This is a genomic window from Phycicoccus mangrovi (assembly GCF_018729305.1).
GTDB classification, from domain to species: Bacteria; Actinomycetota; Actinomycetes; order Actinomycetales; family Dermatophilaceae; genus Phycicoccus; species Phycicoccus jejuensis.
Genome location: NZ_JAHHWP010000021.1, coordinates 40,598 through 64,807 on the forward strand (window position 1 = coordinate 40,598; position 24,210 = coordinate 64,807).

Here is a 24,210-nt window from a genome sequence, read left to right on the forward strand (position 1 = left end):
AGAGAACACGCCGCCCGCGGCAGTGCGCGGGCGGCGTGTCCTGTTCACTCGACGGGTGGGGCGGTCAGCTGTCGCCGCCCTCGTTGCCGGACGCGCCGGCGGTCACGTCGTGCAGCCGGTAGCGCTTGGCCGCCTCGGCCGGCACCGACGCCTCGACCTCGCCGCGCTCGGCGAGCACCTGGAGGGCGCGCACCGCCATCGACGGGCCGTCGATGTGGAAGTAGCGACGCGCCGCGGGGCGGGTGTCGGAGAAGCCGAAGCCGTCGGCGCCGAGCGACGAGAAGTCGCCGGGCACCCACTGCGCGATCTGGTCCTGGACGGCCCGCATGTAGTCGGACACCGCGAGGACCGGGCCCTGTCGGCCGGACAGCTGCGAGGTGACCCACGGGGTGGGCGCCTCCTGCTCCGGGTGCAGGAACTTCGCCTCGTCGCACCGCAGCCCGTCACGCCGCAGCTCGTTCCACGACGTCACCGACCACACGTCGGCCGCGACGTGCCAGTCGTTGCGGAGCAGCTCCTGGGCCTCGAGGGCCCACGGCATCCCGACCCCCGACGCGAGCAGCTGCACGCGCGGGGCGTCGTCGCCGATGCCCTCGGTCGAGCCCTCGGCGTAGAGGTACATGCCCTTGAGCAGGCCCTCGCGGTCGAGGTTCTCGGGCTCGGCCGGCTGCGCCATCGGCTCGTTGTAGACCGTCAGGTAGTAGATGACGTTGCGCTGGTCGTCGGTCAGCGACTCGTCCGTGCCGTACATCCGGTGCAGACCGTCCTGGACGATGTGCGCGATCTCGTACGCGAACGCCGGGTCGTAGTGGACGACAGCGGGGTTCGTCGCCGCGAGCAGCGGGCTGTGGCCGTCGGCGTGCTGCAGGCCCTCGCCGGTCAGCGTCGTGCGGCCGGCGGTGGCCCCGATGAGGAAGCCGCGCGTCATCTGGTCGGCCGCGGCCCACACCGAGTCGCCGGTGCGCTGGAAGCCGAACATCGAGTAGAAGACGTAGATCGGGATCATCGGCTCGCCGTGCGTCGCGTACGACGTGCCGGAGGCCGTGAACGCCGCCATCGACCCGCCCTCGTTGATGCCGAGGTGGAGGATCTGGCCGTCCTTGGCCTCGCGGTAGGCGAGCATCAGCTCCGCATCGACCGGCGTGTAGCGCTGGCCGTGCGGGTTGTAGATCTTGATCGTCGAGAAGAAGCTGTCCATCCCGAAGGTGCGCGCCTCGTCGGGGATGATCGGCACGATCCGCTTGCCGAACTCCTTGTCGCGCATCAGGTCCTTGAGCAGCCGGACGAACGCCATCGTCGTCGCGACCTGCTGCTTGCCGGAGCCCTTCTTGACCTGGCCGTAGGCGGAGTCGTCGGGCAGGTGGATCGGGACGTGCGTCGAACGACGCTCCGGCACACCGCCGCCCAGCTTGGCGCGGCGCTCCATCGCGTACTGGATGACCTCGTCGTCGGCGCCCGGGTGGAAGTACGGCGCGTTGTACGGGTCCTTCTCGAGCTGCTCGTCGCTGACCGGGATGTTCAGCGAGTCACGCAGCTTCTTGAGGTCGTCGAGCGTGAACTTCTTCATCTGGTGCGTCGCGTTGCGGCCGGCGAACGAGGTGCCGAGGCCGTAGCCCTTGATCGTCTTCGCGAGGATGACGGTCGGCTGGCCGGTGTGCTCGACCGCGGCCTTGTAGGCGGCGTACACCTTGCGGTAGTCGTGGCCGCCGCGCTTGAGCTTCCACCAGATGTCCTCGTCGGACCAGTCGGCGACCATCTTGCGGGTGCGCGGGTCGCGCGCGAAGAAGTGGTCGCGGACGTACTTGCCGTCGTTCGCGCGGAAGGTCTGGTAGTCGCCGTCCGACGTCGAGTTCATGAGGTGGACGAGGGCGCCGTCGCCGTCGGCGGCGAGCAGCGGGTCCCACCCGCGGCCCCACACGACCTTGATGACGTTCCAGCCGGCGCCGCGGAAGAACGCCTCGAGCTCCTGGACGATCTTGCCGTTGCCGCGCACCGGGCCGTCGAGCCGCTGCAGGTTGCAGTTGACGACGAAGGTGAGGTTGTCGAGCTCCTCCTGCGCCGCGATCTGCAGGGCGCCGCGCGACTCGGGCTCGTCCATCTCGCCGTCGCCGAGGAAGGCCCACGTGTGCTGCTGGCTCGTGTCCTTGATGCCCCGGTTGTGCAGGTACTTGTCGAACTGCGCCTGGTAGATGGCGTTCATCGGGCCCAGGCCCATCGACACCGTCGGGAACTCCCAGAAGTCCGACATGAGGCGCGGGTGCGGGTAGCTGGGCAGGGCGAGCGGCGAGCCGTCGACGACGTGGCTGTGCTCCTGGCGGAACCCGTCGAGGCGGTCGGCGCTGATCCGGCCCTCGAGGAAGGCGCGGGCGTACATGCCGGGGGAGGCGTGGCCCTGGAAGAAGACGTGGTCGCCGCCGCCCGGGTGGTCCTTGCCGCGGAAGAAGTGGTTCATGCCCACCTCGTAGAGCGTCGCGGCCGACGCGTACGTCGAGATGTGGCCACCGACGCCGATGCCCGGCTTCTGCGCACGGTGCACGACCATCGCGGCGTTCCAGCGCAGGAGGGCGCGGAAGCGGCGCTCGGTGTCCTCGTCGCCGGGGAACCACGGCTCCTGCTCCGGGCCGATCGTGTTGACGTAGTCGGTCGTCGTCAGCGACGGGACACCGACCTGCATCGACCGGGCCCGCTCCAGGAGGCGGAGCATGAGGTAGCGGGCGCGCATCCGGCCCGGGCCGTCGATGACGGCGTCGAGGCTGGCGAGCCACTCGTCGGTCTCGCTCGGGTCGATGTCCGGCAGGTGCGTCGGGATGCCGTTGAGGATGGGGCCGACGTCTTCGTGGAGGGCCACGCGCACGTCCTTTCAGCGGTCGCGGTCCGTGCCCCGGTCGGGGGCCGGACCACCCATCCTTCACCCTCGCGCGGCCCGCGTCACAATCCGGGTCCGTGCTACTGGACGGTACGTCGAGCCGCAGGTCACGCCGGGGGGTCGGGCACCCGGTCCGGTCGGGAGTACAGCGAGATGCGCCCCTCGCGGGCGAAGGCGGCGAGCGTGATGCCCGCGTCGGCCGCGAGCTCGACCGCCAGCGAGGTGGCCGCGCCGACCGCGACGACGACGGGGATGCCCGCGACCGCCGCCTTCTGGACGATCTCGAAGCTCGCCCGGGCGCTGACGACGAGGACGGTGCCGGACAGGGGGAGCTCGCGCTCGCGAGCGAGCCCGCCGATCACCTTGTCGACGGCGTTGTGCCGGCCGACGTCCTCGCGGACGGCGAGCAGCGTGCCGTCGGCGTCCGCGACGCCCGCCGCGTGCACGCCGCCGGTCCGCTCGAAGGTCGCCTGGTGGGTGCGCAGCACGTCGGGCAGGCCGGCGAGGACGGAGGCCTCGACCCGCACCGCATCGGCGGCGACGTCGTAGCGGCTCGCGGTGCGCACGGCGTCGAGGGACGCCGACCCGCACACGCCGCAGGCGCTCGTCATCGACTCGGTGCGCTCGCGGGCCGGGCGCAGGAGGGAGACGCCGGGGGAGAGGGCGGCCTCGACGACGTTGAATGTCGGCGAGCCGTCGGGCCCCACGTCGGTGCAGTGCATCATCGTCGCGACGTCGTGGGCCGAGGCGACCATCCCCTCGGTGAGCAGGTGGCCGAGGGCGAGGTCGAAGTCGTCGCCGGGGGTGCGCATCGTCGTCGTCACGGAGCTGCCGTCGACCCGGACCTCGAGGGGCTCCTCGACGGCCACGGTGTCGGGGCGCCGGTCGACGACCGCGCGGCCGAGGTCCATCCGCGTCCGCGGCACCCGTGTCGTCACCCGTCCCACGGCCCCATTCGAGCACACCGGGCCGCCGGTGTTGCGCGGAGCGGAACGGCGGGTGCCGGCGCGGCGGCGGCGTCCTGGCGTCGGGCGGGTGAGCGCGACGGAGACCACGACCCCGCCGGAGGTCGGCCTCCGGGTCGACGTCGACGGCATCGGCACAAACGACCACCGGGCGGTCACCGACTTCCTCTCCGCGCCCTGACGGCCCGGGCACCCCACCGCCGTCGGGGCGCTGGGGCAGACTGGGCGCGTGCCCGAGACCCCGCCTCCCGCCGTGACCGCCGACCCCGGTGCGCCCTCCGGGCCCGTCACCCTCCGCGGCGGCGACCTGCCCTGGCGCTCCGTCGCCCCGCAGCTCGCGACGGTGCGCCTCATCACCCTCGCGGTCGTCCTCGCGGTGCCGCTGCTCGCGACGGTCGTCGTCGCGCTGCTCGTCACGCCGTGGGTGTGGCTGGGCACCCTCGGGCTCGTCCTGCTCGGGGCCTGGGCGGCCTGGCTGATCTCGCGCCAGGTGAGCGCCATCTCGTGGGTCGAGCTCGACGAGGAGCTCGTCATCCGCAAGGGACGCCTCTTCCGCAGCCTCGTCAGCGTCCCCTACGGGCGGCTGCAGTACGTCGACATCCAGTCCGGGCCGCTGGCCCGCGCCTTCGGCATCGCCTCGTGCGAGATCCACACCGCCTCCCCCGAGAGCGGCGGCTCGCTGCCCGGGCTGCCCACCGAGGAGGCCGAGGCCCTGCGCGCGCGGCTCGCGGCCCGCGGCGAGACGCAGCGGGCGGGTCTGTGACCACACCGGGGGGAGCGCCCGACGAGGTCGGGACCGCGCGGGAGGCAGAGGACGCGGACGGCTGGCAGCGGCTGCACCCGCTCTCGCCGCTGCTGCGCGGCGGCGTCGTGCTCATCGCGGTGCTCGGCTACGCCGTCAGCCGCCTCGTCGACTCCGTGCTGTCCTCGCTCGACCCCACCGCCGAGCCCGACCCCGGCGCGGACTACGAGCTCGCGTGGACGAGCCACCCGCTCCTCGCCCTCGGCGCGCTCGTCCTCGTCATCGCCGCCGTCGCGGCCGTCGGCTGGGTCAGCTGGCGGTTCTCGCGCTTCCGCGTGGCCGCGGGGCAGGTCGAGCTGCGCACCGGCGTCCTCTTCCGCCAGCACCGCCAGGTGCGGCTCGAGCGCGTCCAGGCCGTCGAGACGACCCGCCCGCTGCTCGCGCGCCTCGTCGGGCTGAGCCAGGTCGTCGTCCAGTCCGCCGGCGGCGCCGACTCGCACCTGACCCTCGCGTTCCTCGGCGCCGACCGCGCGGAGGAGGTGCGCGTGCACCTGCTCGAGCTGGCCGGTCGCTCCGACGAGGTCGTCCGGCCGGGGGCGCTCCCTCCCGCCGAGCACCACCCCGGGATTCCGGCCGGTGACGCGCCCCGGGCTCCGGCGGCCGAGCCGCCTGCGCTCGTCGTCGTGCCCAACGGGCGCCTGTTCGTCGCGACGATCCTCCACGGCTCGACGATCGTCCTCGGGGCGATCCTGCTCGGCGCCGCCGTCACGGTGGGGGTCGCCGAGGCCGGGCTCGCCGTCCTGGCCGGGGCCCCGGCCCTGCTGCCCGTCGTCTTCGGCCTCGGCGTCAGCCGGGTCAAGGAGCTCCTCGTCCACGGCAACTTCTCGATCGCCCGCACCGGGACGGCCCTGCGCGTCCGGCACGGCCTGACCGACCTGCGCGTCTCGACCGTGCCGGTGCACCGCGTCCAGGCGGTCGAGGTGCTCCAGCCCCTCTGGTGGCGCCCGTGGGGGTGGTGGCGCGTGCGCGTCAACGTCGCCGGCGTGCACGGCGGCGACAACGACGACGACGAGACCGTGATGCTGCCGGTCGGCACCGCCGACGAGGCGCTCTCCGTCCTCGCCGCGCTCGGCGCCCACCCCGAGGACCCGGTGCTCCTCGAGGGGCTGCACGGCGAAGGCGGCGAGCGCGGCTGGGTCGGGCCGCCGCGTGTCGCGCGCTGGCTCGACCCGTGGAGCTGGCGGCGGACCGGCTACGCCCTCGCCGAGCACGCCGTCTACCTGCGCACCGGGCGGTTCACCCGGCGCACCGTCGTCGTGCCGCACGCGCGCATCCAGTCGCTCGGCCTGGCCCAGGGGCCGCTCCAGCAGCGGCTCGGCCTCGCGAGCGCCCGCCTCGTCTCCACGCCCGGCCCGGTCGGCCCGGACGTCCCGCACCTCGCGCAGGCGGACGCCGAGGAGCTGCTCGAGCTCGTCGGTCGCCGCGCCCGCGAGGCGCGACGACTCGCCGACCACCCCCTTGCACCCGGCCACGCGCCGTTGGTGGACTTTCCCCAGAACGATCCCCGAACGTGAGAGGTTGACACCGTGAACACCCCGACGCCGCCCCCGGTCGACCCCGGGTCCAGCGCCCCCGGAGCCGTCGAGCGACTCGGCTTCGCCCCCGAGCAGGTCGTCCAGGAGTTCGGCTGGGACTCCGACGTCGACGAGGCGCTGCGCGTCGCCGTCGAGCAGGCCTGCGGCGGTGAGCTCGAGGACGACGAGTACACCGGTGCCGCCGACGCCGTGCTCCTGTGGTTCCGCGAGGAGGACGGGGACCTCGGCGACGCGCTCGTCGACATGGTCGGCGTCCTCGAGGAGGGCGGGTTCGTCGTGCTCCTCACGCCGCGCGAGGGGGGCGAGGTCGACCCGACCGAGATCGACGAGGCCGCGGTGACCGCCGGGCTGCACCTCGCCGGGACGTACAACGCGTCGGGGGAGTGGCGGGCGCACAAGCTCGTGGCCCCGAAGGGCAACGGCCGCCGCTGACCGGGGTTGCACACCGTGGGGGGTACTCGTCACCGGTCGGCCGCGACCACTCCCCAACTGGCAGGATGGACGCATGACCCCCGCTCCGAGCCCCCTCGCCGTCGGCGACGTCGCCCCGGACTTCACGCTGCGCGACCAGAACGGCGCCGACGTGACCCTCTCGGAGCTCACGGCCGAGAAGAACGTGGTGGTCGTCTTCTACCCGTGGGCGTTCTCGGGCATCTGCACCGGGGAGCTCGACGAGATCCGCGACCACCTCGAGCGGTACGTCACCGACGACCTCCAGGTGCTCTGCGTCTCGTGCGACGCCGTCTTCAGCAACCGCGCGTGGGCCGACATCCAGGGCTACTTCTTCCCGTTGCTGTCCGACGCCTGGCCGCACGGCGAGGTCGCCCGCGCCTACGGCGTGCTCAACGAGGCCAACGGGGCGTCGCTGCGGGGCACCTTCCTCGTCGGCCGCGACGGCCGGGTCGCGTGGACGCTCGTCAACGGCCCGGGGGAGCCGCGCGACTTCTCGGCCATCCCCTCGGCCGTGGCCGCGCTGGCGGTCTGAGCCCGGGCGGACCGACCGGTCCGTACGCGGACCTGCCATGATGTCGGCGGTCGGTGGCGCCGCTCACGGCGGGCCACCGCCCGGGGCCTGTAGCTCAGCTGGTAGAGCGCCGCGTTTACACCGCGTCGGTCGTCGGTTCGATCCCGGCCGGGCCCACATGAGCGACGACGCCCTGACCCTCCGCGAGGTGCTCGAGGTGCTCGAGCGCCTCTACCCGCCGGCCGCCGCGCAGTCGTGGGACCGGGTCGGTCTGGTGACCGGCGACCCCGACCAGCCCGTGCGCCGCGTCCTCCTCGCGGTCGACCCGACGCTCGAGGTTGTCGAGGAGGCCCGCTCGCTCGGGGCCGACCTGCTGCTCACCCACCACCCCCTGCTCCTGCGCGGCGTCCACTCCGTCGCGACGACGTCGGCCAAGGGCGCGACGGTGACCGGCCTCGTCGTCGGTGACGTCGCGCTGTACGTCGCCCACACCAACGCCGACGTCGCCGACGAGGGGGTCTGCGAGGCGCTCGCCGACGCGTGCGGGCTGGCGGAGACCGAGGCGCTGGCCGTCGTCGAAGGCCAGGCCCTCGGCCGCGTCGGCGACCTGCCGTCGGCGCTGCCGCTGCGCGCGTTCGTCGAGGGGCTGGCGCGGCACCTGCCGCCGACCGCCGGCGGGGTCCGGGTCTCCGGTCCGCCGGACGCCCCGGTGCGCCGCGTGGCGCTGCTCGGTGGGGCGGGGGACGACCTGTTCGACGAGGTCCGGGCCAGCGGGGCCGACGTCTACGTGACGGCCGACCTGCGCCACCACCCGGCGCTCGAGGCCCGCGAGGAGGCGCGCGGCGGGACGCCGTACCTCGTCGACGCCGGGCACTGGGCGAGCGAGTGGCTGTGGCTGGCCCGTGCGCAGCGGGCGCTGGGTGCGGCCCTCGGCGACGACGTGACTAGGGTGGAGACCCACATCAGCACAGTGCGCACCGACCCGTGGACCTTCCTCGTCGGTGCCGACCTTGGAGGTACCCCGTGAGAGCCGACTCGTCCCGTCAGCAGCGGCTGCTCGACCTCCAGGCCATCGACACGCGGCTGGACCAGCTGGCGCACGCCCGCCGGACCCTGCCGCAGCTCGCGGAGCTCGAGGACCTCGGGGGCAAGGCGCGCCTGCTCGAGGACCAGCTCGTCCGGTCGCGCACCGAGCTCGGCGACGTCCAGCGCGAGGTCGCCAAGGCCGAGGCCGACGTCCAGCTCGTCCGCGACCGCGCGGCGCGTGACCAGGCCCGGCTCGACTCGGGCACCGGCACGGCGAAGGACCTCCAGGCCCTTCAGCACGAGATCGTCTCGCTCGCGCGTCGCCAGGGCGAGCTCGAGGAGGTCGAGCTCGAGGTGATGGAGCGCGCCGAGGCCGCCGAGCACGACGTTGCCGAGCTCGAGCGCGGGATGGGCGAGCTGACGGCCCGCATCACCGCGCTGGAGACCGCTCGGGACCGTGAGACGGCGCGCCTGGACGACGAGGCGCGCCACGTGGCCGCGCCGCGCGACACCGTCGCCGCCGAGGTCGGGGAGGACCTCGTCACCCTCTACGAGAAGATCCGCAAGAGCTCCGGCGGGACCGGCGCGGCCGCGCTGCACCAGCGCCGTTGCGGCGGTTGCCGACTCGAGCTCAACCCCGTCGAGATCCAGCGCCTGCGCGCAGCGGACGAGGACGAGGTGCTGCGCTGCGAGGAGTGCAACCGCATCCTCGTGCGCACTCCCGAGTCCGGCCTGTGAGCCGCCGGCTCACCGTCGAGGCCGACGGCGGGTCGCGCGGCAACCCCGGGGTCGCCGGGTACGGGGCGCTGGTGCGCGACACCGAGACGGGTGCGCTGCTCGCCGAGCGCGCGGAGCCGCTGGGCAAGGCGTCGAACAACGTCGCCGAGTACCGCGGCCTCATCGCGGGCCTCACCGCGGCGCACGCGATCGACCCCGGGGCGGTCGTGCTCGTCCGGATGGACTCCAAGCTCGTCGTCGAGCAGATGGCCGGGCGCTGGAAGATCAAGCACGAGGACATGCGCCGGCTGGCGCTCGAGGCCCGCGACGTCGTCGAGGCCATCAAGGCCGCGGGCGGGGCCGTGCGCTACGAGTGGATCCCGCGCGCCGAGAACAAGGACGCCGACGCCCTCTCGAACGACGGCATGGACGGGCTGACCGTCCACCGCGACCACGAGGGCGGAGCATCGTCGGGTGGGGTCGCCGCGGCCGGCTCGACCGACGCCGACGACGAGGCGCCGAACGGGGCGGCGTGCGCGCCGGTCCCGCGCCGCGACGGCACGCCCGTGCGGGTCGTCCTCGTGACCGAGGCGGAGGGCAGCGCGGCGCAGCAGGCCGCGCGGTCCGTCGAGCGCCTGCTGGGCGGCGCGCCCCGGTGCCTGCTCGAGGCGGGCACCGAGGCCTCGACCGAGACGGCCGCCGAGGTCGGCGACGCCCTCGGCGTCGACGCCGTCGTCGACGCGGCCTGGGCATCGGCCTCCGGTGCTCCGCAGGCCTGGGAGCGGGTCGTCTCCCGTGGCGGCACGACCGTCGTCGTCTGCCCGGCCGCCGTCGTGCAGGCGGCCCTGGGGCACGTCCTCGGGATGCCGGCCGAGCGCCACGACCGGCTCGCGGCGGCCCCCGGGTCGCTCACCGGGGTCGAGGTCTGGACCGACGGCGACGTCTCGGTGGCCTTCACCAACCGCACCTGAGGAGTCGCCGCCGGTGCGGCCGATGACGACCTGCCGGGTGGGGCCTCAGGCCAGCGCCTCGGGGTCCCAGGGCACGGCGGCGCGGGGGAGCGCCTCGGCCGTGCGGCGGGCCAGGTCGAGGGCGGCCGGGGGCGGGGTGGCACCGAGGTCGAGGTCGACGAGGTGGACGACGTCGACGAGCCGGGCGACGGCGGCCGCGGGCCGGCGGTGGGCGTCGGTCCACCGGCGCTGGTCCATGAGCACGAGCACGGGGTCGTGGCCCGACCCTGCCTCGGCGTAGGCCGCCCAGTAGCTCGCGGCATCGACGGTGGCGGGGCCCGCCGTCCGCTGGGCGAAGCCGCCGAGCAGCTCCTCCCATCCGGCGAGCACGTGGGCCACGACGTCGAACCGGGTCCATCCCGCGCAGCGCGAGGGCTCGAAGAGCGCGACCTCCGGGAGGTCGCGGACGGCGTCGGCGAAGGCGGCGACCGACGCACGGAACGCGTCCAGGGCCTCGGCGTGGGGGACGGTGAGCGCGGGCACCCGACCACCCTCGCACCGCCCCGGCCGGCTCGGGCGGGTACGGTCGCGCCGATGCCGCTGACCCGACCGCTGACCCCGGACGACCTCGACGCCCTGCTGCCGCTCCAGGAGGACGGGGCGGTCGCGGCGCTCGGGCACATCTTCCCGCAGCAGACCCACCCGTTCCCGGCGGCCGAGGTGCGCTCGCGCTGGGTGCACGAGCTGGCGGACCCGGGCATTCGGTCGTTCGCGGCGGTCGAGGACGGCGAGCTCGTGGGCTTCGCGGCGGTGCGCGGGGCGGAGCTGTTCCATCTCGGGACGGCGCGCCCGACGTGGGGGAGCGGGCTCGCGGCCCGGCTGCACGACGAGGTCGTCGCGGCGATCGCCGCCGACGGGCACACCGTGGCGTGGCTGCGGGTGTTCGAGGAGAACCGTCGGGCCATCCGGTTCTACGAGCGACGGGGGTGGGTGGCGACCGACGAGGTGTCGTGGTCGCTCTTCCCGCCGCACCCCGTGCTGCGGCGGTTCGAGCTGCCGCTGCGGTGAAGCCTGCTCGGGCGGGGGACGCCTCAGTCGCCGAGGATCGCCATGAAGTGGACGTCGACCCACCCGTCGTCGAAGCGCAGGGCGTCGCGGCCGGTCCCCTCGTGGACGAAGCCGACCTTCTCGTAGACGTGGCGGGCCCGGGGGTTGAAGGCGTACACCTCCAGCGTGATTCGGTGCAGACCCATCCTGCGCAGGCCGTGTTGGACGACGAGCCGCGTGGCCTCGGTGCCGAGGCCGCGCCCGCGTCCGGCGCGACCGACGAAGGTCCGGAAACCGCACGAGCGGTTGGCGGGGTCCCAGTCGTTGAGGACGACCTCACCGACGACGGCCTCCGAGGTGTGGTCGACGACGGCGAGGACGAGCCGGTCGTCGGCGACCGCCCAGGACTCGTAGATCGCGCGGAGACGGGCGGGGTCGATCGGCGGCGGCGAGTCGCCCGTACGGTGGACCGAGCCGGTGAGCTCGGCGACCTCCGGGTCGTCGCGGACGACGGCGTCGAGGAGAAGGGCGTCATCCCCCGTGACCGGCCGGAGCGTCACGAGCTCGCCGCGGAGGGTGGGCTTCTCGCTGAACGGCGTCGCAGGGGTCATGCCCGTCAGCCTCCCCGCCGGACGGTCGGTCGATCAACCGGGTTCTCGGCGCCGTCCGACGCCCGGGCCCGCCGCCGCGCCCGACCCACGACGCAGGGGTGCTCGACCCGCTGTTGTTCGCGTCACCCCCTGACGCAGTCATGATGAGCGGTCGGACCGCTCGTCCCGGTTGCTCCGAGGGGTGGAGCAACCGACAGCGGGCGCACGACCCTGGGGCCGCCCCGGGGAGCCCGTCAAGTCGAGGTGATGTTCGACCCTGTGGTGGTCGGGTTTCACCTCGACCCGCCAAGGAGGCGGCGGGTGGAGGTGATGTTCGACCCTGTGGTGGTCGGATATCACCTCGAACGCACGTCGGGGCTGAGACGTCGAGCGGCCCCGGCGGCGGCCGTCCTACCCTCGTGGGCATGACGTACGCAGGAGACGTGACCCCGCCCGAGGCCTACGCCGCCGTGACCGGCCCCGACGACGCCGTGCTCGTCGACGTCCGCACCAGCGCCGAGTGGTCGTTCGTCGGTGTCCCGGACCTCGCCGGCGCCGGCAAGGACGTCGTCTTCGTCGAGTGGAGCCGCTTCCCGGGAGGCGCCCTCAACGACTCCTTCGTGGACGACCTGCGCGCCGCCGGCGTCACGCCCGGTCGCCCCGTCTACTTCCTCTGCCGCTCGGGCGTCCGCTCGGTCGCCGCGGCGAACGCCGCCACCGCCGCCGGCCTCGGCCCCGCGTACAACGTCCTCGAGGGCTTCGAGGGTCCGGTCGACCACGCCGGCCACCGCCACGTCTCGGGCTGGAAGGTCGACGGCCTGCCGTGGAGCCAGCAGTGACGGCTCCCGACCCGCACACCGACCCCCACTCCGACCCCCACTCCGAGCCGACGCTGCGCCCGCGGACCCTTGCGGTGCGGGGTGGCTTGCAGCGCAGCGGTTTCGACGAGACCGCCGAGGCGCTGTACCTCACCTCCGGCTTCGTCTACGAGTCCGCGGCGCAGGCCGAGGCGGCGTTCAAGGACGAGGTCGAGCACTACATCTACAGCCGCTACGGCAACCCGACCGTCTCGACCTTCGAGGAGCGGATGCGCCTCCTCGAGGGCGCCGAGGCCTGCTTCGCCACCGCCTCGGGGATGTCTGCCGTCTTCACGGCGATGGCCGCCCTCTGCGGGGCCGGTGACCGCGTCGTCGCCTCGCGCGCACTCTTCGGGTCCTGCTTCGTCATCGTCGACGAGATCCTCCCGCGCTGGGGGGTCGAGACCGTCTTCGTCGACGGCACCGACCTCGACCAGTGGCGCGAGGCGCTCGCCGTCCCGACCACCGCCGTCTTCTTCGAGACCCCGAGCAACCCGATGCAGGAGCTCGTCGACATCGCCGCCGTCTCGGAGCTGGCCCACGCCGCCGGGGCCACCGTCGTCGTCGACAACGTCTTCGGCACACCGGTGTTCAGCCACCCGCTGGCCCACGGCGCCGACGTCGTCGTGTACTCGGCCACCAAGCACATCGACGGGCAGGGCCGCGCGCTCGGCGGAGCGATCCTCGGGCCGAAGGACTTCATCGAGGGTCCGGTCAAGAACCTCATGCGGCACACCGGCCCGTCGATGTCCCCGTTCAACGCCTGGGTGATGACCAAGGGCCTCGAGACCCTCGACCTGCGGGTCCGGGCGATGGCGGCCACGGCGCTGCGCGTCGCGGAGACCCTCGAGCGGTGGCGCGCGGACGGTCGTGGCCTGGTCCGGGTCGTCTACCCGCACCTGCCGAGCCACCCCCAGCACGAGCTCGCGCTGCGCCAGCTCGAGGGCGGCGCCGGCACCGTCGTCACGTTCGAGGTCGAGGGCGGCAAGGACGCGGCGTTCGCGCTGCTCGACGCGCTGCGGCTGGTCGACATCAGCAACAACCTCGGCGACGCCAAGTCCCTGACGACACACCCCGCGACGACGACCCACCGCCGCCTCTCGCCCGAGGACCGCGCCGCCGTCGGCATCACCGACGGCACCGTCCGCGTCTCCCTCGGGCTGGAGGACCCGGACGACCTCGTCGAGGACCTCGACCGGGCCCTCGTCGCGGCGGAGGCCACCCACCGCCGGTGACCCACAGGCTGTTAGCGTCGCGCGCATGACCTCCCGCGACGTCGTCTCCGTGCAGCGCCTCATCCCGTCCGACCCCGAGCCGATCTTCGCCCTGCTCGACGACCCGTCCGGCCACGCGCGCATCGACGGCGGCGGCTCGGTGCAGGGCGCGCGCAGCGGTGGTCGCCGGCTCGGCCTGGGCGACCGCTTCGGGATGGACATGAAGATCGGCCTCGCGTACTCGACCCTCAACACGGTCATCGAGCTCGAGGAGAACCGGCGCATCGCGTGGCAGACGACCGCCTCCGGTCCCGTCGGCAAGGTCGTCGGCGGCCGGATCTGGCGCTACGACCTCGAGCCGGTCGAGGGCGGCACGCTCGTCACCGAGTCCTGGGACATCTCCGAGGAGGCGGCCGTGAGCAAGCCGTTCGTGCGCCGGATGGAGGGCATGACCCGTAAGAACATGGCGGCGACCCTCGAGCGCATCGAGGCGCTCGTCACGACGACGGACTGAGCCCCTCGACCCGGCGCTCCTCGGCGACGCCGGCCATCGCCCACCGCACGGCCTTGGTGCCGACGAGCCCGAGCACCCCGGCGGCCCCGCGGACCGGACCGTGGACCGGCAGCCGCAGCTCGCGCCGCGCCCAGTCCGGGAGGATGGCGACCCCGCCCGAGGCCAGCAGCCCGTAGCCGGCGCGCTGCGTCCAGGGCAGCGGGGGGTCGAGGAGCAGGAACCGGGCGGCGTCGCGCGCGGCGTCCGTGGCGCGCAGCACCGGCCGGTACGACTCGAGTGCGGCGTGCAGCCCCGCGACGTCCGTCGGCACGGCGTCGGCCCCCAGCAGGCGTGCGACGACGGCCGACTGCTCGACGTAGGCGTCGGCCTCGTCGGGGTCGAGAGGCGTCGACGCGTACCGCTGGTGGGCGGTGAGGAAGCTCCACGCCTCGGCGACGTGCACCCACGACAGCAGGTCCGGGTCGGAGGCGCGGTAGGGCACGCCGTCCTCGTCCTTGCCGCGCACCCGCTCGTGGATGGACCGGACCCGGGCGATCGCCTCGTCGGCGTCCTCGACCGTCCCGAAGGTCGTCGTCGCGAGGAAGTGGGACGTGCGCTGCAGGCGCCCCCACGGGTCGCTGCGGTAGCCGCTGTGCCCCGCCACGCCGGCCATCGCCGACGGGTGCAGCGACTGCAGGAGCAGGGCGCCCACGCCGCCGGGGAACATCGCGGCGTCGGCGTGCACCCGCCAGACCGGGTCGTCCGGGGTGAAGCGGCGCTCACCGACACGCCCCCAGATGACGGCCGCGCGCTCCGAGGCGTCGTCTCCGGCCACGCGGGCCCGCAGGGCGTTTCCGAGGCGGCGCTGGGCCTGCCTGCCGATGTCGTCGACGACGCTCATCGTCCTCCGTCCGTCTGGGGCGACGCGTCGCCCGGGGCTTCCTTCCTACCCACCCAACGGGCGTCGGCACCCTCCTGCTTCCGGCTGTCGAAGGTCGTCCCCGTGGCGGTTGGCTCAGACGAGGGTGAGCGACAGGGTCGCGCTGACGACGACGAGCACCGCGCAGGCCAGGCCGGCGGGCACGAGCCACCGCCACGGGATGACGACGTCGCGCGCCCGGCAGCGCTGGATCCACAGCAGCGTGGCGAGCGAGGCCCACGGCGTGACGAGCGGACCGGCGTTCGTGCCGACGAGCAGGGCGACGAGGCGCTCGACCGACCCGGCAGCGGCCGGCTCGAGCGCCAGGTAGGCGGGCAGGTTGTTGACGACGTTCGACAGACCGGCCCCGGCGCCGGCGAGGGCGAGCAGGGCCCCGGCCCCGGTCCCCGCGGGGAGCGCCCCCGTCACCAGGTCGGACAGGCCCCGCTGCTGGAGGACCTCGACGACGACCGAGATGGCGACGAAGCCGGCGGCCATCAGCCACGGCACCGGCAGGCCCTGCAGGAGGGACCGCCCGCGCCACCACGTCGTGGCGAGCAGCACCGCGGCGGCGACGAGCGACACGAGCCACGGCGGGGCCCCGAGTGCGAACAGGGGCCCGAGGACGACGCAGACGACAGCGGACACGCGCAGGAGCACGACGTCGTGCGGCTCCGCCGGGGGAGCCACGTCGTAGGAGCCGCGCAGGCTGCGCCGGTGCAGCAGCGCGACGAGGAGGAGGGTCACGACGACGGCGACGATCGCCGGCGCCCACGACGCCTTGACGAAGTCGGTGTGCCCCAGCCCGGCCCGGCCGAGGGTGTGCAGCGCCAGCAGGTTGGTCAGGTTCGAGACGGGCAGCAGGAGCGAGCCGGTGTTGGCGATCCAGAGGGTCGTCACGGCGAGCAGCCGCGGGTCGAGCCCGACCTGCGCGGCGATGGCGAGCCCGACCGGGGTCAGCAGCACGGCCGTCGTGTCGAGCGAGAGGACGATCGTCGCGCCGACGGCGAAGACCGAGAAGAGGACCCAGAGCACCCAGCGCCGGCCACCGCCCATGCGCGCCACGGCGTGGCCGGCGACGTCGAAGACGCCGGCCCGCTCGGCGAGCTCGGCGGTGACGGTGATCGCGAGGAGGAAGACGACGACCGGGCCGAGGCGGCCGGCGAGGTCGAGCGCCTCCGCGCCGGTCACGGGGCGACCACGTCGAGCACCCAGGGCGCGCCGCGCCGGGCGGGCTCGTGCAGCTCGGTGTCGAAGGCCCGGGCCACGACCTCGGCGACCGCCGGCACGGAGCGGGCCGCGACGCCCTCGACGCAGAGGTGGCGCGCGACGAGCCCCCGGGTGTGCTTGGCCATGTGGCTCGCGCCGGGGACCCGCACCTGCACCCAGCGCTCGGCGACGCCGGGGCCGGGACGCCACGCCGCGGCGTACGCGGCCGAGCGGCAGTCGACGACCGCGCCGCGTCCGGCGGCCTCGGTCAGCGGCCCGTCGAGCGCCGGGCGCCAGTGCGACGCCAGCGCACCGACCTCGGGCAGCGTCACGCCCATCGAGAGGCGGTAGGCGGTGATCCGGTCGGTCGGGCGGACGGCGCCGTGCAGCGCCGAGACGACGACGAGCCAGCGGTTGGCCCGCCGGCGCGCCGCGGTGTCGAGCGAGGCGAGGTCGAGGGCGTCGTAGAGCACGCCGGTGTAGACCTGTGCGGCCGGGGTCGCGGGCAGCCGGTCGAGCGCGAGGTTGCGGGCGACCTCGTCGAGCAGGCCCTCCGAGACGCCGAGCGCCGCCGCCGCGTCGGGCGAGGCGCTCACCGCGGCGAGGTCGCGGGCGACGGCGGCGCGGGCGGGGGCGAGGTCGGGGAAGGACCAGGTGCCGGGGTCGGCCGGGCCGCCGCGGGGACGGTTCCACTTCGACTCCGACGGCGGGAGCAGGATGAGCACCGGCACAGCCTACGGAGGTTAGGTTGGCTGCCATGCCGCATCCCAGGGTCGCGCTGCGGCCGACCGACGCCGACACCCCGCGCACCGTCGAGCAGGCCCTCCGGGACCGGTTCGCCGCCGTCCGCGCCGAGCTCGGCCTCGACGCGCCCTACCCCGCCGACGCCCTCGCCGAGGCCGAGCGCGTGGCCGCCGAGCAGCCCCGCGACGCACGCCCCGACGAGACCGACGTGCCCTACGTGACGCTCGACCCGCCCGGCTCGATGGACCTCGACCAGGCGCTGCACATCGAGCGCGACGGCGCGGGGCACCGGGTGCGCTACGCCATCGCCGACGTCCCGCTCTTCGTCCGCCCGGGCGGCGCCCTGGACCGGGTGACGCGCGAGCGGGGCCAGACCGTCTACTGCCCGGACGAGCGCGTGCCGCTGCACCCGCCGGTGCTGTCCGAGGCGGCCGCCAGCCTGCTGCCCGGCGAGACCCGCCCGGCCTTCGTCTGGGACCTGCGCCTCGACGGCGAGGGCGTGCTGACGGGCGCCGAGGTGCACCGTGCGATGGTCCGCAGCCGCGCCCGCCTCGACTACGCCGGCGTGCAGGCCGACGTCGACGCCGGCACCGCCGACGAGGTGCTCGTCCTGCTCCGTGAGGTGGGGGAGCGGCGCATCGCCCAGGAGCAGGCGCGCGGGGGCGCCAGCCTCCCGATGCCCGAGCAGCAGGTGAGCGAGCGACCCGACGGCGGCTTCACGCTCGACTTCCGGCCGCCGGTCGCCTCCGAGGAGTGGAACGCCCAGCTGAGCCTCCTGACCGGCATGGCCGCCGCCTCGATGATGCTCGAGGGTGGCGTGGGCGTCCTGCGGACCATGCCGGCGCCGACCGAGGAGGCGGTGGGCCGCTTCCGCCGCGCCGCCCGCGCGCTGCGGGTCGAGTGGCCGGAGGGGATGCCCTACGGCGACCTCGTGCGCGGTCTGGACCGCACCGACCCGCACCACCTCGCGCTCATCCACGAGGCGACCTCGCTCTTCCGCGGGGCGTCGTACACCGCCTTCGACGGCGAGCTCCCGGCCGAGCGCGAGCACGCCGCCGTCGCCGCGCCGTACGCGCACGTCACGGCGCCGCTGCGCCGGCTCGTCGACCGCTTCGGGCTCGTCGTGTGCGAGGCCCTCTGCCGCGGCGCCGAGGTGCCGGCGGAGATCCGGGCGGCCCTGCCGGAGGTCCCGGGCCTGATGACCGCCTCCGACCGCACCGCCCGGGCGGCCGAGCGCGCCTGCGCCGACGCCACCGAGGCCGCCGTGCTCGCCGGCCGGGTCGGCGAGCGGTTCGACGCCGTCGTCGTCGACCACCTCGAGAAGGGGATGGAGGTGCAGCTCGTCGACCTCCCCGTCCTCGCGAAGATCACCGGTGACCGCGCCGCCCTCGGGTCGACCGTGACGGTGCGCCTCGAGGCGGCCGACGTCGCGGCGGGGCGCGTCACCTTCGTCCACGACCGCTAGACTCCACCGCGGACGAGCCGGGCGGACGGTCGCGTCGGTGGGGAGACCCACCGCCGAGGAAGGTCCGGGCTCCGAAGGGCAGGATGGTGGCCAACAGCCACCCGGGGTGACCCGCGGGACAGTGCCACAGAGAACAGACCGCCCCGGTCGCGCGAGCGAGCGGGGCAAGGGTGAAACGGTGGTGTAAGAGACCACCAGCGGCCTGGGTGACCAGGTCGGCTCGGTAAACCCCATCCGGAGCAAGCCCAGACAGGATGCGTTCGAGGGCGGCCCGCCCGAGCATCCGGGTAGGGCGCTGGAGGTGGTCGGCAACGGCCACCCGAGATGGATGACCGTCACCGTGCGGCCGGCGACGGCGCACGGCACAGAACCCGGCCTACAGCCCGGCTCGTCCCCCGGCACACCCGTGACCAGCGCGTTTTCCCCGACCCGCGATGCAGGATCCGCGCTTGTCGAAGGTTAGGCTCTTCGGGTTCCCGACAGAAAGCAGGCGTTCCGGTGCCCGGTGACCCGGCGATCGACCTCGGTCTCGCGCGTGAGCGCGTCATGGCCGCCACCCGCGAGCTCGACGGCGGGACGGTCCGTGACGTGCTCCTCGACGCGCTGCTCGTCTCGGGGGTCGACGACACGGTGACCGGCGTCATCATGCCGGTGCTCAAGGAGGTCGGCGACGACTGGGAGGCCGGGCGCCTCGGGGTCGTCCACGAGCACTTCGTCTCCAGCGCCTTCCGCGGCGTCCTCGGCGAGCTGCGGCTGCCGGTGTCGGGTCCGCAGGCGCGCACCGTCGTCCTGGCCTGCCCGCCGCGCGAGCTGCACGACCTGCCGCTCGAGCTGTTCGGCGCGATGCTGCACGCCCGCTGGTGGCGCGTCGTGAGCCTCGGCGCGAACTCCCCGATGACCGCGATCGGCGAGGCCGCGCGCTTCCTGCGCGCCGACGCCGTCGTCCTCGCCGGGGTGCGGCGCACCGCCTTCGACGCCCGGATGCCCTCGCTCGTGCGCCTCGGGCGCTCGCTGCCGCTCTTCGTCGCCGGCGAGGGCGCCAAGGCGCTCACCAGCTGCCCGCCCGAGCTCACCGTGCTGCCCGACGACCTCGTCGCGGCGGCCGACGTCGTCGACGCCCGCGTCCCGCGCCACGACAGCGTGGAGGTCGCCGACCCCGCCGCGGCGAACGGCTCCCGACGGGACGACGACGCGGAGCCCGCGCTGGGCTGAGGCGGCCTAGCGTGGGGTCCATGCGGATCACCCACCTCGGTCACGCCTGCCTCCTCGTCGAGTGCGCGGGCACCCGACTGCTCATCGACCCCGGGACCTTCGCGGACGACCTCGCCGGCGTCCGCGACCTGGACGCGGTGCTCGTCACCCACCAGCACCCGGACCACCTCGACCTCGACCGCGTCCCCGCCCTCCTCGCGGCCAACCCCGGCGCGCTCGTCGTCGCCGACCCCGGCAGCCTCGAGGTCCTCGCGCAGGCGGGCATCGAGGCACGGGGGCACGACGGCCCGACGCGGGTCGGCGAGGTGACCGTCACGCCCGTCGGCGAGGTGCACGCGCTCATCCACGACGAGATCCCGCGCATCCCCAACGTCGGTGTGCGCCTCGACGCGGACGGCGAGCCCTCGTTCTTCCACCCCGGCGACGCGCTCGACGCCGACCCCGGCCCGGTCGACGTCCTCGCCTTTCCGCTCCAGGCGCCGTGGGCGCGCAGCCGCGAGATGACCGCGTTCCTGCGCCGGCACGCGGCGCCCCACGCGGTGCCCGTCCACGACGGGCTGCTCCAGGCCCGCGGCCGCGCCCTCTACCTCGGGCAGGCCGGGCAGCTCGGCAGCCCCGACACCCGCATCCACGACCTCGCCGGCGCCGGCCCGACCGAGTTCCGCGAGGGCGGGTAGCCCCGCCTCAGGCCGGGACGGCGGCCACGGCGAGCAGCAGCGCCGACAGCAGCCCGAGCCCGGCCCGCGCGTGGTTGGCGCGGGTCCACGGGCCGGCGTAGGCGGGCCACGCCCGGGCGCCGTCCGACGGGTCCGTCGCGGCCAGCCGGTCGTTGAGCGGCACGTTGACGACACCGGTCACGGCGAACGCCACCACGGCCAGGAGCGCACCGGCGACCGCCGGCACGACCCGTCCGTCCGTGACCACCGCCCCGACCGCCCCCGCGACCCCGAGCAGCGTCGAGCCGACGAGGAGGGCCATGAACGCCGGCGTCGGGGCGCGCCGGTTGACCGCCTGCATCGCCCGGACGGCGTCCGCCGGTGCCAGGTCGCCGAGGGCGCGCATCACGAAGGTCGAGAAGGCGACGAAGACCCCGGCGGTCGCCGCGACCGCGACCGACGCGACGACGAGGAGCCAGGTCGCGCCGCCCACGGCGTCAGCCGGTGTGGCGGCCGTGCCGCTGCTGGCTCGCGGTGGCGAGCACGGCGGCGCCGATGATGCCGGCCTTGTTGCGCAGCACCGCCGGGACGATCGGGGTGCGGATGTCGAGGAGCGGCAGGAACTCGTCGGAGTCCTTGGACACGCCGCCGCCGACGACGATGAGGTCCGGCCAGATGAGGTCCTCGAGGACGCGGTAGTAGCGCTGGAGGCGCTCGGCCCACTCGGGGTAGCTGAGGTCCTCGCGGGTCTTGGCCGAGCTGGCCGCCCGCGTCTCGGCGTCGTGGCCGTCGATCTCGAGGTGACCGAGCTCCGAGTTCGGCACCAGCACACCCTCGTTGAAGATGGCTGTGCCGATGCCGGTGCCGAGGGTCGTGAGGACGACGAGGCCGTCGTGCCCCTTGGCCGCACCGTAGTTGAGCTCGCCGACGCCCGCGGCGTCCGCGTCGTTGACGACGACGACGTCGTGCTGGAGGCGGTCCTCGAGCAGCTTCTCGATCTCGCAGCCGATCCACGACTTGTCGATGTTCGCCGCGGTCTTGACGACGCCGTGCTGGACGACGCCGGGGATCGTCACGCCGATGGGGGAGTCGCTGCGCACCTCGTCGAAGTGGTCGACGACCTGCGCGATGACGTCGCAGACGGCCTCGGGGGTCGAGACCGCCGGGGTGTCGATGCGCAGCCGCTTCTGGGCGAAGGTGCCCTCCGCGAGGTCGACGGGCGCCCCCTTGATGCCGCTGCCGCCGACGTCGATGCCGAGGGGGTGTCCGGTGCTCATGCTGCGTCTCCCAGGGTGAGGATCTCGGGACCGTCCTCGGTGACCAGGACGGTGTGCTCGAACTGTGCCGAACGTCGGCGGTCCTTCGTGACGACCGTCCACCCGTCGTCCCACATCTCCCACTCGTGGGTGCCGAGGTTGAGCATCGGCTCGACGGTGAAGGTCATGCCGGGCTCGATGACGGTGTCGTAGGAGGGCGCGGCGTCGTAGTGCGGCACGATGAGCCCGCTGTGGAAGGCGGTGCCGATGCCGTGCCCGGTGAAGTCGCGGACCACGCCGTAGCCGAAGCGCTTCGCGTAGGACTCGATGACCCGGCCGATGACGTTGATCTCGCGCCCCGGGCGGGCGGCGCGGATGCCCCGCATCATCGCCTCGTGGGTGCGCTCGACGAGCAGGCGTGACTCCTCGTCGACCTCGCCGACGAGGTAGGTGGCGTCGGTGTCGCCGTGGACGCCGCCGACGAACGCGGTGATGTCGATGTTGACGATGTCGCCGTCCTCGAGCCGGCGGTCGTCCGGGATGCCGTGGCAGACGACCTCGTTGACCGAGGTGCAGAGCGACTTCGGGAAGCCTCGGTAGCCCAGGGTCGAGGGGTAGGCGCCGTGGTCGAGGAGGTACTCGTGCCCGACCCGGTCGATCTCGTCGGTCGTCACGCCGGGGGCGATGACGGCGGCGGCCGCGGCCATCGCATCCGCGGCGATGCGGCCGGCGACGCGCATCCGCTCGATCGTCTCGGCGTCCTTGACCTCCGGCCCGGTGTACGGCCGGGGGGCAGGGCGGTCGACGTACTCGGGCCGGGGGATGCCGGCCGGCACGTCGCGACGCGGGGACACCGCACCGGGCGCCACGCTGGCGTGGGTCAGGGGCATAGGTTGGAGTCTAGGCAGAGCGCCCCGGCGAAGGAGAACCCGAGATGTCCTACTGGTACAACGTCGACACCGGCCAGGTCGAGACCGACGCGGACCGCAGCCAGGACGCGAACGTCCTCGGTCCGTACGATTCGCGCGAGGCGGCCGAGGGGGCCCTGCAGAAGGCGCGCGAGAACTCCGAGCGCTGGGACGCCGAGGACAAGGAGTGGGACGAGCGCGGGAGCACCTCGTCCTGAGCGGAGGGCTCAGCCGCCGATGCGGCGGTGCACCGACAGCGAGTAGTCGCTGTCGGGGGCGAACCGGGTGCGGTCCCACCCGGCGAAGCGTCCGATGAACGAGAGCCCGGCCGCGCGGGCCCACCGGTCGTAGTCGGCGGGCGCGACCGCCGCGGCGCCGTCGGGCAGCGACCCCGCGAGCGAGAAGCCCGCGACGAGGTGCCCACCCGGGGCCAGGTGCGCGGTCAGCCGCTCGAGCACCGCCGGCAGCGTGCCGTCCGCGAGGAAGGGCACGACGTTGCCCGCCATGACGACGACGTGGAACTCCTGCTCGGTGCGCAGGTCGAGCGTCGCGAGGTCGGCGACGACGAAGCGGGTCCGGTGGTCCTCCTCGGCGAGGGCCACGAGGTCGGGGTCGGCGTCGACCCCGACGGTGTAGTGGCCGAGCCGGGTCAGCTCGCTCGCGACCCGTCCGTAGCCGCACCCGGCGTCGAGGACCCGGGAGGGCGGCGGCGCGAGCTCGGTGACGAACCGGGCCTCGCCGTGCAGGTCGCGGCCGGACGCCGCGAGGTCGAGGAAGCGCTGGCGGTAGGCGCGGGCGGCCTCCGGACCGTGCTGCTGCGCCGACCAGCGGGTCGGCGGCCCCGGGCGGGGCGGGGGCGGGGTCGTGCTCCACATGCCGCTGGGACGCTCGCTGCCGGTGGCCGGGTTCCCGGTCACGACTCGAAGGAATGCTCGGCGGCGGGGAAGGCGCCGCCGGCGACGTCGTCGGCGTAGGCGCGCGCGGCGCCGAGCAGCTCGCCGCGCAGGTCGGCGTACTTCTTGACGAAGCGGGGCGCCCGCCCGCCGCGCAGCCCGGCCATGTCCTGCCAGACGAGGACCTGCGCGTCGCACTCGGGCCCGGCGCCGATGCCGATGGTCGGGATGCGCAGGGCCTTCGTGACCTCGGCCGCGGCCGGCGCCGGGACCATCTCCATGACGACGGCGAAGCAGCCGGCCGCCTCGAGGGCGAGGGCGTCGGCGAGGAGCTTCTCGGCCCCCGCCCCGCGACCCTGCACCTTGTAGCCGCCGAGCACGTGCTCGCTCTGCGGGGTGAAGCCGATGTGCCCCATCACCGGGATCCCGGCGCGGACGAGCAGCTCGACCTCGGGGACCATCGCGGCGCCGCCCTCGAGCTTGACGGCGTGCGCCATCCCCTCCTTCATGAAGCGGGTCGCCGTCGCCAGGGCCTGCTGCGGGCTCGCCTGGTAGCTGCCGAAGGGGAGGTCGGCGACGACCATCGCGCGGCGGGCCGAGCTGGTGACCGCCCGCACGAGGGGGACGAGGTGGTCGACGGTGACCGGCACGGTCGTCTCGAAGCCGTAGACGTTGTTGCCGGCCGAGTCGCCGACGAGCAGGACGGGGATGCCGGCCTCGTCGAAGATCTCGGCGGTGTACATGTCGTAGGCGGTGAGCATCGCCCAGCGCTCGCCGCGCTCCTTCATCGCGAGCAGGTGCGGAACCCGGACGCGACGCTGCGGCGCGGCCTGGGCCCCGGTGCCGTAGGGGGCGGTGGACTCGGGTGCGGGGGAGCCCGCGGCCTGCTCGCTCATGGGCCCGATCGTAGGCCGACGCGCCC

27 protein-coding genes, 1 tRNA gene and 1 other RNA gene are annotated in these 24,210 nt (G+C 74.5%); 17 read left to right on the plus strand and 12 right to left on the minus strand.

Features of this window, described 5'->3' with window-relative positions; translation table 11 throughout:
* Positions 1 to 64: 64 nt before the first annotated feature.
* Positions 65 to 2,848, minus strand: a complete 2,784-nt coding sequence (gene aceE / locus KMZ30_RS18290) for a pyruvate dehydrogenase (acetyl-transferring), homodimeric type (protein WP_207024862.1) — start codon at positions 2,846 to 2,848, stop codon at positions 65 to 67.
* A gap of 125 nt (positions 2,849 to 2,973) precedes the next feature.
* The gene (fdhD, locus tag KMZ30_RS18295) at positions 2,974 to 3,813 is read right to left on the minus strand and encodes a formate dehydrogenase accessory sulfurtransferase FdhD (protein ID WP_215514012.1); all 840 of its coding nucleotides are present in this window, start codon (positions 3,811 to 3,813) and stop codon (positions 2,974 to 2,976) included.
* A 247-nt stretch (positions 3,814 to 4,060) separates the two neighbouring features.
* Here fdhD and KMZ30_RS18300 point away from each other — a divergent pair, with 247 nt between their 5' ends.
* From KMZ30_RS18300 to KMZ30_RS18335, 8 genes are all read left to right on the plus strand, one after another.
* A complete protein-coding gene (locus KMZ30_RS18300; RefSeq protein WP_308279855.1) occupies positions 4,061 to 4,594 on the plus strand; it encodes a PH domain-containing protein in 534 nt (177 codons plus the stop codon).
* Complete coding sequence (locus KMZ30_RS18305; protein WP_215520090.1) at positions 4,591 to 6,147, plus strand: PH domain-containing protein; 1,557 nt, start codon at positions 4,591 to 4,593, stop codon at positions 6,145 to 6,147. Before KMZ30_RS18300 ends, KMZ30_RS18305 begins: the two co-directional genes overlap by 4 nt.
* Positions 6,148 to 6,159: 12 nt before the next feature.
* Positions 6,160 to 6,600 carry a DUF3052 domain-containing protein gene (locus KMZ30_RS18310; protein ID WP_215514010.1) on the plus strand — a complete coding sequence of 147 codons (441 nt, stop codon included), beginning with the start codon at positions 6,160 to 6,162 and terminating at the stop codon, positions 6,598 to 6,600.
* A gap of 73 nt (positions 6,601 to 6,673) precedes the next feature.
* On the plus strand, positions 6,674 to 7,153 hold the full coding sequence (locus KMZ30_RS18315; protein WP_030529420.1) for a peroxiredoxin: 480 nt from the start codon (positions 6,674 to 6,676) through the stop codon (positions 7,151 to 7,153).
* Positions 7,154 to 7,236: 83 nt separating this feature from the next.
* A tRNA-Val gene (locus tag KMZ30_RS18320) sits at positions 7,237 to 7,309 on the plus strand.
* 1 nt (position 7,310) lies between these two features.
* Positions 7,311 to 8,159, plus strand: a complete 849-nt coding sequence (locus KMZ30_RS18325; protein ID WP_215514009.1) for a Nif3-like dinuclear metal center hexameric protein — start codon at positions 7,311 to 7,313, stop codon at positions 8,157 to 8,159.
* On the plus strand, positions 8,156 to 8,896 hold the full coding sequence (locus KMZ30_RS18330) for a zinc ribbon domain-containing protein (protein ID WP_215514008.1): 741 nt from the start codon (positions 8,156 to 8,158) through the stop codon (positions 8,894 to 8,896). Before KMZ30_RS18325 ends, KMZ30_RS18330 begins: the two co-directional genes overlap by 4 nt.
* Positions 8,893 to 9,846: a reverse transcriptase-like protein gene (locus KMZ30_RS18335; RefSeq protein ID WP_215514007.1), complete on the plus strand. Its 954-nt coding sequence runs from the start codon at positions 8,893 to 8,895 to the stop codon at positions 9,844 to 9,846. Before KMZ30_RS18330 ends, KMZ30_RS18335 begins: the two co-directional genes overlap by 4 nt.
* A gap of 45 nt (positions 9,847 to 9,891) precedes the next feature.
* Here the strand turns inward: KMZ30_RS18335 and KMZ30_RS18340 are convergent, their stop codons facing one another.
* Entirely contained in the window at positions 9,892 to 10,368 is a 477-nt protein-coding gene (locus KMZ30_RS18340) for a maleylpyruvate isomerase N-terminal domain-containing protein (RefSeq protein ID WP_215520091.1), read from the minus strand.
* A 51-nt stretch (positions 10,369 to 10,419) separates the two neighbouring features.
* Between KMZ30_RS18340 and KMZ30_RS18345 the strand changes: the two genes are divergently transcribed.
* Complete coding sequence (locus KMZ30_RS18345; protein WP_215514005.1) at positions 10,420 to 10,893, plus strand: GNAT family N-acetyltransferase; 474 nt, start codon at positions 10,420 to 10,422, stop codon at positions 10,891 to 10,893.
* A gap of 23 nt (positions 10,894 to 10,916) precedes the next feature.
* On the opposite strand, the gene KMZ30_RS18350 is transcribed toward KMZ30_RS18345, so the two are convergent.
* Positions 10,917 to 11,483, minus strand: coding sequence for a GNAT family N-acetyltransferase (locus KMZ30_RS18350; RefSeq protein ID WP_215514004.1), 567 nt, complete (start codon positions 11,481 to 11,483; stop codon positions 10,917 to 10,919).
* A gap of 404 nt (positions 11,484 to 11,887) precedes the next feature.
* Between KMZ30_RS18350 and KMZ30_RS18355 the strand changes: the two genes are divergently transcribed.
* From KMZ30_RS18355 to KMZ30_RS18365, 3 genes are read left to right on the plus strand one after another with little or no spacing between them, the layout of a single operon-like run.
* Positions 11,888 to 12,301: a rhodanese-like domain-containing protein gene (locus KMZ30_RS18355; protein ID WP_215514003.1), complete on the plus strand. Its 414-nt coding sequence runs from the start codon at positions 11,888 to 11,890 to the stop codon at positions 12,299 to 12,301.
* A gap of 53 nt (positions 12,302 to 12,354) precedes the next feature.
* The gene (locus KMZ30_RS18360; protein WP_215514056.1) at positions 12,355 to 13,554 is read left to right on the plus strand and encodes an O-succinylhomoserine sulfhydrylase; all 1,200 of its coding nucleotides are present in this window, start codon (positions 12,355 to 12,357) and stop codon (positions 13,552 to 13,554) included.
* A gap of 25 nt (positions 13,555 to 13,579) precedes the next feature.
* A complete protein-coding gene (locus tag KMZ30_RS18365) occupies positions 13,580 to 14,047 on the plus strand; it encodes an SRPBCC family protein (protein WP_215514002.1) in 468 nt (155 codons plus the stop codon).
* Here KMZ30_RS18365 and KMZ30_RS18370 read toward each other — a convergent pair.
* The 3 genes from KMZ30_RS18370 to KMZ30_RS18380 all read right to left on the minus strand — a co-directional run bounded on the left by KMZ30_RS18370 (position 14,031) and on the right by KMZ30_RS18380 (position 16,879).
* Positions 14,031 to 14,927, minus strand: coding sequence for an oxygenase MpaB family protein (locus KMZ30_RS18370; protein WP_215514001.1), 897 nt, complete (start codon positions 14,925 to 14,927; stop codon positions 14,031 to 14,033). The two genes, KMZ30_RS18365 and KMZ30_RS18370, sit on opposite strands and share 17 nt — an antisense overlap.
* 114 nt (positions 14,928 to 15,041) lie before the next feature.
* A complete protein-coding gene (locus tag KMZ30_RS18375; RefSeq protein WP_215514000.1) occupies positions 15,042 to 16,136 on the minus strand; it encodes an ArsB/NhaD family transporter in 1,095 nt (364 codons plus the stop codon).
* Positions 16,133 to 16,879: a YaaA family protein gene (locus KMZ30_RS18380; RefSeq protein ID WP_215513999.1), complete on the minus strand. Its 747-nt coding sequence runs from the start codon at positions 16,877 to 16,879 to the stop codon at positions 16,133 to 16,135. The genes KMZ30_RS18375 and KMZ30_RS18380 overlap by 4 nt, the downstream gene beginning before the upstream one ends.
* Before the next feature lie 32 nt (positions 16,880 to 16,911).
* Between KMZ30_RS18380 and KMZ30_RS18385 the strand changes: the two genes are divergently transcribed.
* The 4 genes from KMZ30_RS18385 (at position 16,912) to KMZ30_RS18400 (ending at position 20,252) form a co-directional block, all read left to right on the plus strand.
* A complete protein-coding gene (locus KMZ30_RS18385) occupies positions 16,912 to 18,363 on the plus strand; it encodes an RNB domain-containing ribonuclease (protein ID WP_215513998.1) in 1,452 nt (483 codons plus the stop codon).
* 13 nt (positions 18,364 to 18,376) lie between these two features.
* An RNA gene (rnpB, locus tag KMZ30_RS18390) (RNase P RNA component class A) lies at positions 18,377 to 18,758 on the plus strand.
* Positions 18,759 to 18,861: 103 nt separating this feature from the next.
* On the plus strand, positions 18,862 to 19,575 hold the full coding sequence (locus KMZ30_RS18395; protein ID WP_215513997.1) for a cobalamin B12-binding domain-containing protein: 714 nt from the start codon (positions 18,862 to 18,864) through the stop codon (positions 19,573 to 19,575).
* A gap of 20 nt (positions 19,576 to 19,595) precedes the next feature.
* Positions 19,596 to 20,252 (plus strand): MBL fold metallo-hydrolase, encoded by a 657-nt coding sequence (locus tag KMZ30_RS18400; RefSeq protein ID WP_215513996.1) that lies wholly within the window; start codon positions 19,596 to 19,598, stop codon positions 20,250 to 20,252.
* A 7-nt stretch (positions 20,253 to 20,259) separates the two neighbouring features.
* Here the strand turns inward: KMZ30_RS18400 and KMZ30_RS18405 are convergent, their stop codons facing one another.
* Genes KMZ30_RS18405 through map form a run of 3 tightly spaced genes read right to left on the minus strand, consistent with a single transcriptional unit; the run spans position 20,260 to position 22,377 of the window.
* Positions 20,260 to 20,724: an anthrone oxygenase family protein gene (locus KMZ30_RS18405; RefSeq protein ID WP_215513995.1), complete on the minus strand. Its 465-nt coding sequence runs from the start codon at positions 20,722 to 20,724 to the stop codon at positions 20,260 to 20,262.
* Positions 20,725 to 20,728: 4 nt separating this feature from the next.
* The gene (gene ppgK, locus KMZ30_RS18410; protein WP_030529403.1) at positions 20,729 to 21,508 is read right to left on the minus strand and encodes a polyphosphate--glucose phosphotransferase; all 780 of its coding nucleotides are present in this window, start codon (positions 21,506 to 21,508) and stop codon (positions 20,729 to 20,731) included.
* Complete coding sequence (gene map / locus KMZ30_RS18415; protein ID WP_215513994.1) at positions 21,505 to 22,377, minus strand: type I methionyl aminopeptidase; 873 nt, start codon at positions 22,375 to 22,377, stop codon at positions 21,505 to 21,507. The genes ppgK and map overlap by 4 nt, the downstream gene beginning before the upstream one ends.
* Positions 22,378 to 22,421: 44 nt before the next feature.
* Between map and KMZ30_RS18420 the strand changes: the two genes are divergently transcribed.
* Positions 22,422 to 22,613 (plus strand): hypothetical protein, encoded by a 192-nt coding sequence (locus KMZ30_RS18420; protein WP_030529401.1) that lies wholly within the window; start codon positions 22,422 to 22,424, stop codon positions 22,611 to 22,613.
* A 9-nt stretch (positions 22,614 to 22,622) separates the two neighbouring features.
* Here the strand turns inward: KMZ30_RS18420 and KMZ30_RS18425 are convergent, their stop codons facing one another.
* Both KMZ30_RS18425 and panB read right to left on the minus strand, forming a co-directional pair.
* Positions 22,623 to 23,312 (minus strand): class I SAM-dependent methyltransferase, encoded by a 690-nt coding sequence (locus KMZ30_RS18425; RefSeq protein ID WP_308279854.1) that lies wholly within the window; start codon positions 23,310 to 23,312, stop codon positions 22,623 to 22,625.
* Positions 23,309 to 24,184, minus strand: a complete 876-nt coding sequence (panB, locus tag KMZ30_RS18430; RefSeq protein ID WP_215513993.1) for a 3-methyl-2-oxobutanoate hydroxymethyltransferase — start codon at positions 24,182 to 24,184, stop codon at positions 23,309 to 23,311. The genes KMZ30_RS18425 and panB overlap by 4 nt, the downstream gene beginning before the upstream one ends.
* Positions 24,185 to 24,210 lie beyond the last annotated feature (26 nt).

Excerpts from the sequence above, each read along its gene's own strand:
- KMZ30_RS18315 (WP_030529420.1), top strand. The coding sequence starts at position 6,674 with ATGACCCCCGCTCCGAGCCCCCTCGCCGTCGGCGACGTCGCCCCGGAC.
- KMZ30_RS18325 (WP_215514009.1), top strand. The coding sequence starts at position 7,311 with ATGAGCGACGACGCCCTGACCCTCCGCGAGGTGCTCGAGGTGCTCGAG.
- KMZ30_RS18345 (WP_215514005.1), top strand. The coding sequence starts at position 10,420 with ATGCCGCTGACCCGACCGCTGACCCCGGACGACCTCGACGCCCTGCTG.
- KMZ30_RS18350 (WP_215514004.1), bottom strand. The coding sequence starts at position 11,483 with ATGACCCCTGCGACGCCGTTCAGCGAGAAGCCCACCCTCCGCGGCGAG.
- KMZ30_RS18355 (WP_215514003.1), top strand. The coding sequence starts at position 11,888 with ATGACGTACGCAGGAGACGTGACCCCGCCCGAGGCCTACGCCGCCGTG.
- KMZ30_RS18365 (WP_215514002.1), top strand. The coding sequence starts at position 13,580 with ATGACCTCCCGCGACGTCGTCTCCGTGCAGCGCCTCATCCCGTCCGAC.
- KMZ30_RS18370 (WP_215514001.1), bottom strand. The coding sequence starts at position 14,927 with ATGAGCGTCGTCGACGACATCGGCAGGCAGGCCCAGCGCCGCCTCGGA.
- KMZ30_RS18385 (WP_215513998.1), top strand. The coding sequence starts at position 16,912 with ATGCCGCATCCCAGGGTCGCGCTGCGGCCGACCGACGCCGACACCCCG.
- KMZ30_RS18400 (WP_215513996.1), top strand. The coding sequence starts at position 19,596 with ATGCGGATCACCCACCTCGGTCACGCCTGCCTCCTCGTCGAGTGCGCG.
- ppgK (WP_030529403.1), bottom strand. The coding sequence starts at position 21,508 with ATGAGCACCGGACACCCCCTCGGCATCGACGTCGGCGGCAGCGGCATC.
- map (WP_215513994.1), bottom strand. The coding sequence starts at position 22,377 with ATGCCCCTGACCCACGCCAGCGTGGCGCCCGGTGCGGTGTCCCCGCGT.
- KMZ30_RS18420 (WP_030529401.1), top strand. The coding sequence starts at position 22,422 with ATGTCCTACTGGTACAACGTCGACACCGGCCAGGTCGAGACCGACGCG.
- panB (WP_215513993.1), bottom strand. The coding sequence starts at position 24,184 with ATGAGCGAGCAGGCCGCGGGCTCCCCCGCACCCGAGTCCACCGCCCCC.